This window comes from Mesorhizobium sp. WSM2561, assembly GCF_000513915.1.
GTDB classification, from domain to species: domain Bacteria; phylum Pseudomonadota; class Alphaproteobacteria; order Rhizobiales; family Rhizobiaceae; genus Mesorhizobium; species Mesorhizobium muleiense.
Map to the genome: position 1 here is coordinate 150,975 of NZ_AZUX01000017.1, position 13,199 is coordinate 164,173.

Below are 13,199 nucleotides of genomic sequence, written 5' to 3' on the forward strand. Positions count from 1 at the left end.
GCTAAATGTTGATTTCGTAGCGTGTGAACATTTCGTAGTCGGCCAGCAACCGCCCGACGAAATCTCCCCCCGATAAGTCCGACAGCGTCTGCCATTCATCTTGGTTCTCCAGGCGCTGCGTCTGCGACGCATGCGCCGCCAGCGCTTCCCGCATTACGCCGATAACATCGCCAAGACAGGCGAGGCTATTGAGCGCGGACGACGCAATGGTACCAATCCAGACTGGATACTCGAATACCGTAACAGGGCGACCATAAGCACGAAGCGCCGCGCGAACTGCTGCATTGACGGCGACATGATCGGAAGTCGGATCCTTTGCATAGTTCCCGAAAACGCTCTGCGGCCGCCAAGAGTTGAGCATCGACACGACCGCATGTGTTATCTCATGAACGTGATGATTGGCCGCCCCGCCTGGAAGGCGTAAGAATGTAACACTTTCGGATGATGCGCCCAAACGATGAACTGCTTCTATGGCTCCGGCCTCGCGTGTCGTCCTGCCTAAGGTCGCGATGAGGACGCGGCGCCATCGGTGACAAAAACCAAAACGGACCTAGGCACCCGAGGCCGGATGCGGCGCAACAATGACAGCCGACGCTGACCAGTCGCCTACTTCAAACGGCCTAAGTCGCAGTCGCAATTGACTATCAAGCATGGTGCTGAAGGTCCGCCTAAAGGTCCACATTGGTGCGCTTCCATCATCCGTTCGCTCGCGTTGTTGAACGCCGATCGCCCATGGTAACAGAACTCACGGACGTTCGAGACGTGTGTTTGTTGGTGGGGAAGACTTTATGAAAGTGGGTATCCTCGCGGGCGGATTTGGGACACGGCTGGCCGAGGAAACAGAGAGCCTGCACGCGTTCAAGCCGCAACGGACGGCCCGACGCGACGTCGCGCAGCTCTACGAGGCATTCGGCACTGTTGGTCTCTTGCTTGAAGAGTTCGAGGGGGAGCGCTTCAAGCGCATCGCCCACGTGAAAAAGCTGATCCGCGATTGCGAACTGGACGAGCACCTGGTCGCGTTCCCGTTCTGGCCAAAGCAGACGGGCTAAGGGGGACGATATGGACATGATGTGCCTAGATGCGAAGTCGGTAACCGAGCGGGCCTGCCGATCTTGCGGTGGAACTGGCATTGAGACGTTTCTCGAGTTCGGTAAAACGCCACTGGCCGATCGCCTTCTCACCAGCAGCGACATCGGCGAACCGGAGCCCATTTTTCCGCTGCGCGTCGCGTTCTGCAAAGACTGCAGCCTCGTCCAGATCACCGAGACGGTGAATCCGATAATTCTTTTTGCCGATTCTTATCCATATTATTCTTCTTTCTCCCCTGCTCTCTTAAAGCATTCGCGTGCGAATGCGCTTGATCTGATCAACCGCCGCGGTCTTGGCCCGGAGAGCCTTGTCATCGAATTGGCGAGCAATGATGGTTATCTGCTGAAGAACTACGTCGAGGCGGGAATTCGGGTGCTCGGAATTGATCCGGCCGACGGACCTGCCGCCGCTGCCGAGAGGGTCGGCGTGCCCACGCGCTGTGCATTCTTCACCCGCGATCTCGCTGAAACGCTGCGCGCGCAAGGCATGCGCGCGGACATTATCCATGCCAATAACGTGCTCGCCCACGTGGCCGACACCAACGGATTTGTGGCAGGAATTGCCCGACTTCTCAAGGATGACGGTGTGGCGGTTATCGAGGCACCCTATGTCGAACCTTTGATCGAACATTGTGAGTTCGACACGATATATCACGAGCATCTTTGCTACTTTTCAGTTACTGCACTGGATAAGCTCTTTCGCCGCCACGGGCTTTACCTCAATGAGGTCAAGCACCTTTCAATCCATGGCGGTTCGCTGCGCCTTTATGTGGAATCGCGCGAGAACGTGGGTGCGACAGTAAAGGAACAGCTTGCCCATGAAGCCTCGCGCGGGATCGATGCGATCGGCTATTTCCGCGATTTCTCCACCAAGGTCGACGCGCTGAAGCGCGACCTTTCCACGCTCTTACGCCGGTTAAAGTCGCAGGGTGCCACGATTGCCGCCTATGGAGCGGCAGCCAAGGGAGCAACGCTGATTAACACCGTCGGCATCGGACGCGACCTCGTGGACTTCGTCGTGGATCGCAACGTCTATAAACACAACAAATATATGCCCGGACAGCGCCTGCCGATCCGCTCGACTGAAGCGCTTCTCGAGGTGCAACCCGACTACGTCCTTCTCCTTGCTTGGAATTTCGTAGACGAAATTGTCGATCAACAGGCCGAGTATCGTGCACGCGGCGGAAAATTCATCCTCCCCGTCCCAACGCCGAGAATCATATGACAAAACAGGCGGACCGCGCACAGATGGCTTGCCTGAAAGCCGATGGACCGACGCAGTCGACGGGTTCCATTCGAACCGATTGCTTGGTCTGCGGTCAGCGAAATCTGCTCAATTCGGTGCTATTCGAAGCGTTGCCCCTGCTCTGCAACGCGCTTTGTGCGGACGCGGCATCGGCGCGCGCGGCACAGACCGGCAGATTTGCGACTACCTTCTGCCTCGGCTGCACGCACGTCTTCAACGCCTCATTCGAGGAAAATCGCATCGGTTATACGCAAAGCTACGAGAATTCGCTTCATTTCTCCCCCCGTTTCGTGGCGTTTGTTGAAACGCTGGCCGAGCGCCTGAGCAGGACCTACGCGCTCTCGGGGAAGACGATCGTCGATATAGGATGCGGCAAGGGGGATTTCCTGAAGCGGCTAAGCTTGATCAGCGGTGCGCAGGGAATCGGTTTCGACAAGAGCTTCGAGGACAATCGGGGGGACGCGGTCCCTGGAGTACGATTTATCAACGACTGGTTCGGCGATTCCTACGCGGATCTGCGTCCTGACCTGGTGGTATGCCGCCAGGTTCTCGAACATATCGCCGAGCCGGTGAAATTCCTGCGCGCCCTTCGCGCCCATCCGGGCATCGGACCGGAGACGGTGTTCTTCTTTGAAGTCCCGAATGTCCTTTACACGCTCCGGGATATGGGAATCTGGGACCTCATTTATGAGCACGCCTCCTATTTCACGCCCGCTTCGCTGAACGCGGTGTTCGAGACGGCTGGCTTTCGAGTGCTGGATGCAGGGACATCTTTCGGCGACCAGTATCTTTACATTGAGGCGCGGCCGGCTGCCCCCAAGTACGCTACTTCCGTTGACAGCCGCGAAATCGAGATGCTCGTCCGCGATTTCGAACGCGCCTATCGCGACAAGATCGAGCGATTGGGTGGTTACATCGCGAGGCGCAATCCCCAGCAGATCGTCGTCTGGGGAGGGGGATCGAAGGGCATTACATTCGTCAACGTGGTGCCAGGCGCTGATCGGATCCGCGCGATCATCGATGTGAATCCGTACAAGCAAGGTCGTTTTGCGCCAGGAACCGCCACTCCGATCCTTGCTCCGGAGGAGTTGCGCGGCCAGCCAGTCGAATCAATCATCGTCATGAACCCGCTCTACCGCGAGGAGATCACCAGTCTCGTAGCGGAACTCGGCTTCACACCCGAGATTGCGGTTGCATGAAAGTTCAATTCAACCGCGGCGGCACGAAAGCGCAGAACGGGATTGGTAGGGGATACTCCAATGACCGTGCCGGTCGAGATCAACATGGCCATTACACCAAGAATCATCGGACTTTCTCGCCTCGTTATAGCCCGACAATCTGGCAGAGAGGCGCTCTCACTTTGATTGCCGCGGCGCACCTCGTTTGCCCTTGAATATCAGCCAGCGCTGAAAGAGGTAGCCCCCGCTTCTTGATCGCCTGCGCGGATGGGCGTGTGGGACGCGGGATGGTCCATCGGTAATCGGACTGCACCAAACTGCCCCGGGTGCGTAAGACATACGTCGTTTGGGGACGTTTACGTTCCCACGCTCCGGCGTAAGGTTTGCAAGATGCACTCGAACGAATTCGAATCCCGGCAACGCGGCCGCAGCGATAACATCAGGATATCAGCTAACACCGCCTAATTTGATTGCGCTACAAAGAGGATTTCCAGAGGAGCTGCCTATGACCAATAAGAACTGGATGCAGCCACCGTTCCTCGCCAACCACAGCATCCTCAGCCGTGCGTGCTTGTGGGTGGTGGAATAGAATGACGAGCAAACATGCGAAACGCCATCTGTGTCCCGCGACGACTCTGCGTTCGCGAGATTCCAGCTCGATAAACGATGGCCGGAGAGAGATCGACGGCTCTCCTTTTTATTCACGTAGACCAGGCCAGATCGCTAGCGGCGCAGCCGTGAGACGAAGACGGAAAGCCTTGACTGCGCGATCGAAGGTCGCAGTTCCGTCCTCCAACGGGCAAAGAGACATGCGATGACATCGATCGGCGCGAAGATTGTCAGCGGCGCAGCTTGGACAGCAGTCGAAACATGGGGGCGGCAAGCAGCCATGTTTGCCATTTTTGTCGTATTGGCCAGGCACCTCGGACCTGAGGCATTCGGCCTCGCCGCCCTCTCGATGGTTGTACCCGTCATTCTTGCTGTTCCGGTCACGATCGGAATACCGGAGGCACTCATTCAGCACCCTAAAATTGAGTCCTTACACTTTGACTCGGCCTTCTGGCTTCTCGCCGCGAGCGGCGCAGTGATTAGCGGGCTCATCTGGATGTCTGCCGGTTTGATTGCTGCAGCGTTCGGACAGCCCATTCTCGAAGATCTCATCCGCTGGAGCAGCGTGGTCGTCGTAATTCAGGCCCTCTCGTCGGTACCTGCGGCTGTGTTGAAGCGCCAACTCGAGTTCCGCTTGTTCGCGTTGCGTACACTTGCCGGCACCGTCGTCGGCGGCACACTCGGCATCGTCTTGGTAATAGCCGGTTTCGGCGTATGGAGCATGATTTGGATGCACCTTGCAAAAGCGGCTGTGGAAACCGCTGTCCTTCTCGTTGGCAGTTCTTGGCGGCCCCGTCTGACCTTCTCCTATGCAAAGGTTCGTGACCTATTAGGATTTGGCGGCCCGCTTATCGTCCAGACTTTTTGGAGTTTTTTGAATGAGGAAATTCCAAAGGTCCTACTCGGCACGTTCCTCGGCCCCCACGCGGTCGGAGTCTATGCTCTCGCCCGTCGTCCGCTCGACCTTCTGGTGCAAGTATTCCTCAGTCCGCTGATGGCTGTCACTATGCCCACTGTGGCACGGATTCAAGATCAACCCGAAAAGATCGACCGTTTCTTCAACACGACCGTCCGCATCGCTGGGATAGCGGGGTTTCCTGCATTCGTCGGATTTGCCGCGATCGCACCGATCGCGGTTCCCTTTATCTTCGGCCCGCAATGGGCCAGCGGGGTCGTCGCTGTCCAGATACTCATGCTGCTGGGCCTGCAACGCACGATTGACAGCCTCTGCGCGTTTACGATCCTTGCAATGGGTCACTCCAGGTTGATCCTGAAGTTGAACATAGCCTACTCTGTTGTCGCAACGATGCTGTTGTCCGTCACTGCGCAGATCAGCCTTGAGATGACAATGGTGGCGCTCGTAGCCTGCGGCCTGGTCCTCCTACCAGTCTTCCTCTTCTACGCTCAGCGCATCGCGCGTATCGACGTGCTGAGACCCCTTGAGATCTTCCCACGACTGGCTCTCGCCGCCCTCCTGATGTTCGGCGCCGTCAGCGCGTGGCTAAGCAGCGCGCCTGAGCACGCCGCGCAGGAGACGCTTCTTATTAGCGCAATTGGCCTTGGAGCCGCTGTCTATTGTACGGCTCTCTTCGTGCTGGTGCGCTCTGACCTGTTCAATGCGCGAGACTTGTTCCTCAGGCTTCGCGGCTAGTTTGGTGTCGGGCGCGACCTCTAGAAGAACCCGGGGAAATAGGAGCCCTTCCTGAGCTTGGGGATGCGCAGCTCAGCTCGACGGTGCCGGCGCGCGTCTCCCAGTCGCGCTCGCGATAGCCGTTGCGCTGGGCCGTGCGCAACGGGCTTCTCGCCATAGCCGGCGCCGGTGGCGGCCCCAACCTCCAGCTCCATCAGCCGCTCGGCGGCAAAGCCAATCATCTCGCGCAAGAGATCGGAATTCCGGAGTCTTCTCCACGAGCGCGCGCAGGTTCTGTTGATGACCACCGCAAAGCCGCTCGCTCGCTACAGCGCTATCGAGGGCGCGCTCGCGAGCGGCTTCGCTACCGCCGAGCTACACCACCTGTGGGGACGCGACCGTGACCAGTATCTCTTCATCGAAGCAAGCCTCCCGAAACCGGGATGAACGCTGGTCTTTCAAGCCCTGGAAGGATTGACACCTTGGTCCGCCGCTTCGACCAAAACTATCGCGACAAAGTCGCCCCTGGTGGCGCGATTACCCATTACCTTGTCTGGGGTGCGGGATCAAAGGGCATCACTTTCGTCAACGTCGTTCCCGAGGGCGCGCGGATAAGCGCTCTCGTCGACGTCAACCCGCACAAGCAAGGGCGCTTTGCTCCAGGCACAGGCACAGCTGTGGTTGGGCCGGAGAGCCTGCGCGGCCGACCCGTGCGGTCAATCATCGTGATGAACCCGCTCTATCGAGACGAAGTTGCCCAGGCGGCACACGAGCTTGGTCTTGCCCCCGATATCATCGTTGCCTGATCCTGCGATCCACCCTTTGCGGCTGATGGCCTGACTTTATCACTCCATCGACGTCGATCCGTTGCAGGTTGACCGGCCTCAGCCAGCAGTGTCGCGTATAGTCGGTCGAGCGGCGCATAAACTGCGGCCATCTAAGTGGCGTCTTGGACAGCGCCCGCCAAAGGGACAGGGAGTTAAGGCCGATCAGAAAACGAGACCGGATGAGCTGGCCGCGCCGGTCCACCGCTGCATAGGTTACGAACCCGCGAAACGCAGCGCCGAACCTCTTGAGCACAGCATCAATCTGCACGTCATAACTCTCGTTGGCGGCGAAACCTTGAAGCGACTTTGTTGTCCCGACCGGCCGCGTGTGTCTTACAACGACATCGTCAACGATGGCGTACCGCAACCAAGGCATGTCAGTCAGGCGGGTCCAAAGAAGGTCTATTCCCGTCTCGTAGCCGAGCCCGAACAAATTCAACGCCGTTTGCAGGCACCTGGCGCTGAACACCGGGCACATCATCTCGACCGTGTTGGTATATCGCAACACGTATCGCTCGCCGCTGACAAGCGTCGCTGCGTAGGAGAAATAGCTGTCCCAAGACAGTGCTGGCTGAAACAGATCAAGTTTATAGCGGCGGCCGATGGCGAACAGACGATTCAAGTCCAGCTTCGTCGTCTCGATGTCATCGTCGATCAGTGCAATGAGATCATATCGCGTCACAATTTCAGGGTAGCATTGAAACAAGGCATGATAGCCGGCGATCTTGCGTCCCGGGAGAAATACGCTGAAATCGTTCTGTCCATGGGAGACGCCAGCCTCGTAGGCGGCGACGAGAAGATCGAAGTCGGCGTCGCCCGCCCCCTCAGTCCAGCCGGCATGCAAAGAGCTACGCCCCGCCCGGACGATCACTAGATTTCTCTTGCCCGAGCTCTCTGGCAATTTTCGGAAGGCTGACACTGCTGCGGCCGCGGGCGTGACTTGGCGAAGGTTCATACAAAGCCTCCCGGCGGATCACTCGTTTCTAGGCAGGCGATCGGTTTGACACGGCATGAATGCGTTTCAGAGCTCCCAAGCCGGCGCCGCGGAGCTTGGTACGAAGCTGCGGAGAAACAGCGCCTACAAGTTCCAGGAACAATCTCGCGATAAGCAGCGGATCCAAGATCCACGCAACCAGATGAAGCAGTGTCATGCCCAACGGTGCTGTGCGCCTGTGCCGATAGGCAATTGCGACGAGGTGTTTTAGCCGCCTTGACAATTCAAAGGCATTCGCCGTGGAGCCATCAGGATTTTGCCAAGCCAATCGCTCGGAGCTTGGCAATCGCACCGAGCGCGTCGGATGGTCACGGCTGTATAGTATCGCGTTGGGCGCATGAACAAACGTCCCGAGAAGAGCCAACTCGGCCAGAAGCGCACAATCGGAGCCGTAGTAGGGCTCGTGCAGTGTCGTTTTAGCTAACGACGCCCGGCGCCAGAGGCCGAACATCGCAGCGTCCCAACCGTGCGCAGCAACCATCAACCGGAAGCGGGATGCGGGCGTCGATCCTCCCATGTCCGGCAGCACCCTTTCGACATAGGAAGTTAGCTGACCGGTCTCGTCGATCCCCAGCAGTCGCGGGTAGGCAATGACGTGGCGGGCATTCGCGTCAAGCGCACGCACGCAGTCTGTCAAGAAACCACTGCTCAAGCGGTCATCGTGCGCGCACCATTTGAAATATTCCCCTGTGCTTAGTTGGAAAGCTCGATTGAAATTGGCACCGGCTCCCAGGTTGCGAACGTTTCGGACATAGCGTATGCGCCTGTCCCGCTGCGCAAATTCCAAGCATATATCCGCTGTCCTGTCCGTCGAAGCATTATCGGTGATGACAAGTTCGAAATCGCCGAAATCCTGATCGAGGATCGATTGAATCGCATCGGACAGGAAATTCTCGCCGTTGTAGACGGGTAAACCAAGGGATACCTTTGGCGACTTGGAATGTTCCATTTCCAGGCTCCTTCTGGGGTGGACGTCAGACCGCGACGACTTCCGGTCGCAGGTCCAGCGCAATCAAGGATTGCGCCACTTCGTTGAGGTATATCGGGTTCATGACGATGACGAGATCAGGCGGAGTGTCCAACAGGTCGCTTGGCGCGATGACCGGATGACCGGTCCCGGGCGTAAACTTGCCTTGCTTGTAGGGGTTGATGTCGACTGCTGCCCAGACTTCGTCTCCAAGCTGCAAGGTCGTCAGGAACGACACTGCCTTGGAGCCGCCGCCCCACAGGACGACCCGCCGGCCGGCGGCGTATGCGGCGCGGATGCGCTCCTGCCAGAAATCCTGAACCGCACGCACGCGAGCGGGAAAGGTTTCCGCCAAACGGTGCATCACTTCCAGATCGTGCTCGAGCGGTAGTCTCGGCATCGTCCGGCCGGCTGACGGCCGGGCGTACTGAACGATGTACTGGTTGTCATATACGAGCTCCAGATCAGTAACGTCGAAACCTTCCTGGCGAAACAGGCGTGCGTGCGCGCCAGGACTGAAATAGGAGCAATGCTCATAGTAAATGTCCCAGAACGCGCTCTCCACGAGCACACGTTTTGCATCCGGCGTCTCGAAGACCGCCCAATCCTGGGTCCTTTTGCCGATCATCTTGCGGATCAGCCGCACGAAACTCGACACCGAGCTGACGTGTTCGAGCGTGTGGCGACAGAGGACCGTATCCGCCTGAAGATGCTGGTAGTCCGGTCCGAAATAGTCGACGATGATCTTGACGTCGCCGTACTCATCATTGCGGCCTTTGTCGGCTCGATAGGCTGGATCAATACCGAGCCCGGTGGCGCCGCCCGATATGCAAAGTTCGCGGAGAAATTCACCCTTGCCGCAGCCGATCTCCAACACGTGCTTGCCGGCTATCGCACATTTTTGTGCAATCTCGCGTGCAAGTCCTTTCGCGAAACCGTTGAAGGTGCTGGAAAAGTGCTGGGATTCCTCGAAATTGGTCGAGTAACCCATGATCGTCTCGTCAAAGGCCCTGTTGAATATGAATCCGCATGCGTCGCAGAATGCGAGGTCAAGGTCGCGGCGGGGAAAGGCGTGGGCTTCTCCGGCCGAGTTCAGCAGGACACAACTATGCACCGGGATGGATTCGACCCGGTAGATTGACCGGCTGACTGGCGCCGAGCAGCACGGGCACGCGGCCGGTCGAAGCGCTTTTCTGTTGCTTGCCATGTGAAGGTCAACTGAATTCATTGTAAAATTGGCTCGACAACTGAACCGGTTATATCGCGCGTCGAGCTCTCGGCTCCGAAGAGTTCATTGTACTCGGTCGCGCGAGCGAGTTGGACAGACTGGGCCAGGCCAAGGGCGTCGAGTATCGCCAGGTCGAACCTTTCCTCGGAGAACCGGGTCGCGTTCACGCGACAGGCGTGCGGCGTAATGGACAGCGCATTTTTCTCGAATAGATCAATGGCCCCAGCTACGGAATCGATGGCCTGACGGTCGAAGAGCACACCTGTCGGATGGGCGCTCTCGCCAAGCGGCCGGACAATGTCGCGCGCGCCGCCGCGGCCGAAAGCGATCAATGGCGTGCCGCACGCCTGGGCCTCGGCAAGCGTTATCCCGAAGTCCTCGCATCCAGCGAACACCATCGCACGAGCATTGGCGATTTTTTCGATGTATTCATGCCGCGGCAGATAGCCGGTGAAGACTATGTTGGGGCCGGCAAGCGATCGCAAATGCCTGGATTGTACTTCGTCGCCGACAACAACCAAGCGACGCGACGGCGTTTTGCTGAACGCCTCGATTATCAGATCCGTACGTTTATACGGGGCGTGGAACGCGGCCGTGACGTAGTAGTCATCCTTGTTGACGACGAGTTTAAGATCCTCGGTGGCGACGGGCGGATGGACGACCCGCGCGTCGCGGCCGTAAATCCGTTCGATTCGAGAGCGGACATAATTCGAGTTTGCCAGCATCAGGTCAGGACCGTGCGCCGTTCTCGTGTCCCAGGTCCGCAGCCTGTGAAGCATGTAGCGAAAGGCGAGGCCCTTCGGCCCAAATCCCAAGCGGGCCTGTTGCAAATAGGAGAATTGCTCGTCCCACGCATATCGCACCGGACTGTGCACATAGCACAAATGTAGTTGGTCCGGGCGGGTCAGAACGCCTCGAGAGAATGCGGCCGAAGAGGAAATTACCGCGTCATAACCCGTGACATCAAATTGTTCGATCATAAACGGGCAGAGAAAGAATAGTGACCTGTAGTACTTTTCCACGAAGGGAAGTCGATTCATGCCGGAAACGTGGAAAATTACGCCTGGAAAATACTCTTCCTTGATCTCCTTCGGGAGAAAATCAAACAGGGTGAAAACCTCGGCTCTCGGAAAAATCTTGCAGATCCGGGCAAGGACCTGCTCCCCTCCCCGAAAGTTCGGGCACCAATCATGCACGACGGCGATGCGCGCATTGCGGTCGATGCCGGCAAATGGCTTCTTGCTGATGGATCGCAAATGTTTGGCATCACGGCCCACCATGGTGGTTGCTTTCGGCTGTCGCACATGGCGCATGCATTGCCCTCCCCGGAATGTTGCCACCTTTTTCCGGAATTCTTGTTGCCCGGATGTTCAGCGACTGTGTGTCGTCCGCCCCGTCCAAACAAGCTGCCTATCGGGTTAAGCGCCGCACCCTGCCGAGGCTGGATGTACTCCAACGAGGTACACCTCCTACTTCGATGGGCCTAAGCCCGCATCAACGCTAACCTTATGCGCAGGCTGTATCGGCGCGGCCGGCGGATTAGGATTATAGCGCGCTCATTTCGCAAGCAGTGGTCGCACGCCTGCGCGGCAAACTAGCCCTTCCACATGTCGCAAGGGGTTGGGTGGAGCCCGAGTATAATCTGAAGATCTAGTGCAGAGGTAAGAGATGCTCCAGGAACTGCCCCTTTCAGTCGACAGCGGCGCTCGTTCAAATCATCGGGTTCGGCGCCTGGGCAAGCTGCCGGCTCGGCGCGACGGTTGGCGCATTCTCCACGTCGTGGCGTATGCGGGGATGTCCCTGGCCTGCATGTTGGGTGCCTCGGCTGCAAACGCCAAAGAGTATGTGCTCGGCCCGCAGGACAAGCTCCGCGTCAAGGTCTACGAATGGCGTGCGTCACGCGACAAGATTTTTGGCTGGGATGCTCTCAACGACGAATACACGGTCGGTCCCAATGGCTCCGTTTCGCTACCGCTGGTCGGCGAAATCAAGGCTGCCGGTCTCACGGCCGGCCAAGTTGCGAATTCGATCGGCGACAGCCTCATGAAAAGTGTCGGCCTTGCCAGAAAACCGAATACGGCGGTGGAGATCGTCCAGTTCCGACCGTTCTACGTTGTCGGCAAGGTGACGCAGTCGGGAGAATTCGCATACCGGCCCGGGCTGACCGTCTTGCAGGCATTGAGCATCGCGGGCGGGTTGCGGACTCGAGAGGACAGGGATGCCAGGTTCGAGCGCGAAGTGATCCAGGGCCAAGGGGATGTGAGGCTGCTCAGACTGAGCGAGGCCAGTCTCCTCGCTCGCAAGGCGCGACTGGAGGCGGAACTCTCGCATGCCAGCGACATTCAGTTTCCGGCCCAGTTGACATCGCGCACTCAGGACGACGTATTTGCCATGCTCTTGAAGCAGGAGCGCTTGATCTTCCAAGCGCGCAGCGAGGGATTGGACACTCAGGTCAAGGCGCTTCGTGGTCTGCGCGAGTTCCTCCAGAAGGAACTTGCCTCGCTGGAAGCGCAACTCGTTTTCCTCGACAAGCAAATCGGCTCAATCCAGAAAGAGTTGACAGCGGTTTCGACGCTTGTCGTCAAAGGTCTTGCGGCGGCGCCGCGAGAGTTTTCTCTAGAGCGGGCCCTTGCCCAGGTGCAGAGCGAGAGGTTGTCGGCGGAAACCAGTCTGCTGCGCGGGCGTCAGGAAATCAGTAAAACAGACATATCAATTCTCGAGCTCCAGGACGGGCGCAAAAATGAGGTGACGATCGACCTGCGTCAAACGCAAGCTGAGCTCGATGCTCTCGAAAGCAAGACAAAAACAGCAAGGCGGTTATTGTACGAGTCAGCGGTATCTGCCCCGACCCTTTTTGCCCGCCGAGCCGACGCGGAGCTGGCTGCGCCGATCTACACGATTTTCCGGCCATCGGCGGACGGTTCGACAGTGCAAATCCAAGCGAACGAAACGAGCGCCATCGAGCCCGGAGACACGATCAAGGTTGAAATACCACTGGCTGCGGATGAAACGGGCGCGCTGGACCTGACATCGAGCGAGCGGCACAAGGCGCCGGGACTAGAACTCAAGGCAGAAACTGCCGGCGATACTGTAGGCATTCCGTAGCCTTCCGTGCGGACTTTGCTAGAATGATTAGGTAAAGCTGTAGATGTTGCGGCCGCGCTGGCGACCCGCACATAGGTCTGGCGCAAATCCAGCCCCGCCCGTTTGGCCAGCCGCACCAGCCGTCCGTGGGCCCGGTGGATGAGCTTGGCGTCGGTCGGGACCATCACGTTCTTCGACTGCACGGTCATGTCCACGGTCACTTGGCACGTGTCGGTCGGCTTCATCGCCCCGGTCTTGACCGCAATGCTGAGGCTTCCCTGCAAAAGCGCGACGATCCGCTCCTCGCCCATGCGGCTGCGCCAGCGCGTCATCGACGAGCGGTCGAAG

12 protein-coding genes and 2 pseudogenes are annotated in these 13,199 nt (G+C 58.3%); 7 read left to right on the top strand and 7 right to left on the bottom strand.

Translation table 11 applies throughout. From position 1 onward, the window contains the following. Position 1: 1 nt before the first annotated feature. Positions 2–454, bottom strand: a complete 453-nt coding sequence (locus M727_RS43060; RefSeq protein ID WP_348627167.1) for a hypothetical protein — start codon at positions 452–454, stop codon at positions 2–4. A 334-nt stretch (positions 455–788) separates the two neighbouring features. On the opposite strand from M727_RS43060, the gene M727_RS0116525 reads away from it, so the two are divergent. The 4 genes from M727_RS0116525 (at position 789) to M727_RS0116540 (ending at position 5,772) form a co-directional block, all read left to right on the top strand. Then, positions 789–1,049, top strand: coding sequence for a hypothetical protein (locus M727_RS0116525; RefSeq protein ID WP_027153596.1), 261 nt, complete (start codon positions 789–791; stop codon positions 1,047–1,049). Between the two features lie 10 nt (positions 1,050–1,059). After that, positions 1,060–2,313, top strand: coding sequence for a class I SAM-dependent methyltransferase (locus M727_RS0116530; RefSeq protein WP_036262416.1), 1,254 nt, complete (start codon positions 1,060–1,062; stop codon positions 2,311–2,313). Then, on the top strand, positions 2,310–3,533 hold the full coding sequence (locus tag M727_RS0116535; protein WP_245268683.1) for a class I SAM-dependent methyltransferase: 1,224 nt from the start codon (positions 2,310–2,312) through the stop codon (positions 3,531–3,533). Before M727_RS0116530 ends, M727_RS0116535 begins: the two co-directional genes overlap by 4 nt. 793 nt (positions 3,534–4,326) lie before the next feature. Further along, a complete protein-coding gene (locus tag M727_RS0116540) occupies positions 4,327–5,772 on the top strand; it encodes a lipopolysaccharide biosynthesis protein (RefSeq protein ID WP_027153599.1) in 1,446 nt (481 codons plus the stop codon). A 26-nt stretch (positions 5,773–5,798) separates the two neighbouring features. Here M727_RS0116540 and M727_RS0116545 read toward each other — a convergent pair. Beyond that, positions 5,799–6,042 (bottom strand): annotated as a pseudogene (locus tag M727_RS0116545) (transposase); the annotation flags it as partial. Positions 6,043–6,051: 9 nt separating this feature from the next. Here M727_RS0116545 and M727_RS42370 point away from each other — a divergent pair. Both M727_RS42370 and M727_RS0116555 read left to right on the top strand, forming a co-directional pair. Further along, a complete protein-coding gene (locus M727_RS42370; RefSeq protein ID WP_198032650.1) occupies positions 6,052–6,198 on the top strand; it encodes a hypothetical protein in 147 nt (48 codons plus the stop codon). Between the two features lie 35 nt (positions 6,199–6,233). Continuing rightward, complete coding sequence (locus M727_RS0116555; protein ID WP_245268684.1) at positions 6,234–6,557, top strand: hypothetical protein; 324 nt, start codon at positions 6,234–6,236, stop codon at positions 6,555–6,557. Here M727_RS0116555 and M727_RS39180 read toward each other — a convergent pair. From M727_RS39180 to M727_RS0116575, 4 genes are all read right to left on the bottom strand, one after another. Further along, a complete protein-coding gene (locus M727_RS39180; RefSeq protein WP_027153602.1) occupies positions 6,544–7,533 on the bottom strand; it encodes a DUF707 domain-containing protein in 990 nt (329 codons plus the stop codon). The two genes, M727_RS0116555 and M727_RS39180, sit on opposite strands and share 14 nt — an antisense overlap. Before the next feature lie 28 nt (positions 7,534–7,561). Beyond that, positions 7,562–8,521: a glycosyltransferase family 2 protein gene (locus M727_RS0116565; protein ID WP_027153603.1), complete on the bottom strand. Its 960-nt coding sequence runs from the start codon at positions 8,519–8,521 to the stop codon at positions 7,562–7,564. Between the two features lie 25 nt (positions 8,522–8,546). After that, positions 8,547–9,530, bottom strand: coding sequence for a class I SAM-dependent methyltransferase (locus tag M727_RS0116570; protein WP_027153604.1), 984 nt, complete (start codon positions 9,528–9,530; stop codon positions 8,547–8,549). A gap of 233 nt (positions 9,531–9,763) precedes the next feature. Beyond that, complete coding sequence (locus tag M727_RS0116575) at positions 9,764–11,080, bottom strand: glycosyltransferase (RefSeq protein ID WP_027153605.1); 1,317 nt, start codon at positions 11,078–11,080, stop codon at positions 9,764–9,766. 355 nt (positions 11,081–11,435) lie between these two features. Between M727_RS0116575 and M727_RS0116580 the strand changes: the two genes are divergently transcribed. Next, the gene (locus M727_RS0116580; protein ID WP_036262418.1) at positions 11,436–12,872 is read left to right on the top strand and encodes a polysaccharide biosynthesis/export family protein; all 1,437 of its coding nucleotides are present in this window, start codon (positions 11,436–11,438) and stop codon (positions 12,870–12,872) included. A 62-nt stretch (positions 12,873–12,934) separates the two neighbouring features. Here the strand turns inward: M727_RS0116580 and M727_RS40035 are convergent. Further along, positions 12,935–13,199 (bottom strand): annotated as a pseudogene (locus M727_RS40035) (IS5/IS1182 family transposase); the annotation flags it as partial.